Origin of the sequence: Streptomyces sp. NPDC096324, from assembly GCF_044763015.1 — a bacterium.
Classification (GTDB): Bacteria; Actinomycetota; Actinomycetes; order Streptomycetales; family Streptomycetaceae; genus Streptomyces.
Map to the genome: position 1 here is coordinate 1 of NZ_JBIWFK010000045.1, position 1,147 is coordinate 1,147.

Here is a 1,147-nt window from a genome sequence, read left to right on the forward strand (position 1 = left end):
TCGGATTGCCTTCGGGTGGTGACGTTGGGTGATCCCTGCGGTATGCCGGTGTTATGCGGTACGCGGATGGTGGGGGCCTGACTGCTGAGCGGCGGGCTGCGCGGGAGGGGATCCGGCTGGAGGCCGGGCAGAGGTTCGTACGAGGTGACAGAACCTCGGACATCGCCAAAGACTTGCGGGTGAGCGAGCGTTCAATCGAGCAGTGGCGCCGTGACTGGCGTGAGGGCGGTATGGAGGGGCTGAGGTCGAAGGGGCCCGCGAAGCTGCCGAAGCTGTCGGACGAACGGTTCGCCCTGCTGGAGAAGGAGCTGGCCAGAGGGCCGGCCGCACACGGCTGGGAAGATCAACGGTGGACCTTGGAACGCGTCCAGGCGCTGATCGGCCGCCGGTTCCAGGTCAGTTGCTCGATCGCGGGAGTGTGGCGGCTGCTACACCGTCACGGCTGGTCGTGGCAGAGTCCGGCCCGTCGTGCGCTGGAGCGTGACGAGCATGCGGTCGGGCTCTGGAAGAAGGACGTGTGGCCGCAGGTGGAAGCACCGCGGCGGCGCTCGGAGCCTTCATCGTCTTCGAGGACGAGGCCGGGTTCGCGATGACGCCGCCACGCGCCCGCACGTGGGGCCGGCGCGGACACACTCCGGTGGTCCGAGTTCGTGGACGCTCCCGACGGCGGATCTCGGTCGCCGCGCTGTGCTGTTATCGGCCCGGCGAGAGGTCCCGGCTGATCTACCGGCCCCGTTTCCATTCGCTCCTCAAAGGAGCACGCAAGAGCTTTGCCTGGCAGGACTACCGTGACCTCCTGGTGCGGGCTCACCTGCAGCTCGGTTCCCCGATCGTGGTCGTCTGGGACAACTTGAACACCCATCGTGCCGCCGGGATGAGGAAGTATGCGGCCGGCCACGAATGGCTCACCATCGTCCAGCTACCTTCCTACAGCCCGGACTTGAACCCCGTGGAAGGCATCTGGTCCCTGCTGCGGCGCGGGTGGATGGCCAACACCGCCTTTACCGACCCCGACCACCTCACCCGGACCCTCCGCCGAGGACTCGCCCATATCCAGCATCATCCCGAACTCATCGACGGCTGCCTCACCGAGACCGGACTGACCCTCACCCCAGACCACCCGAAGGCAGTCCGAAAAGGTCAGTAG

Annotated in this window: 2 protein-coding genes; both read left to right on the plus strand. The window is 66.9% G+C overall.

Annotated features, from left to right (window positions below; translation table 11 throughout):
- Window positions 1-53 precede the first annotated feature (53 nt).
- Window positions 54-593 carry a winged helix-turn-helix domain-containing protein gene (locus ACIQ7M_RS40895; RefSeq protein WP_403654260.1) on the plus strand — a complete coding sequence of 180 codons (540 nt, stop codon included), beginning with the start codon at window positions 54-56 and terminating at the stop codon, window positions 591-593.
- Window positions 590-1,147, plus strand: a complete 558-nt coding sequence (locus tag ACIQ7M_RS40900) for a transposase (protein ID WP_403654263.1) — start codon at window positions 590-592, stop codon at window positions 1,145-1,147. Before ACIQ7M_RS40895 ends, ACIQ7M_RS40900 begins: the two co-directional genes overlap by 4 nt.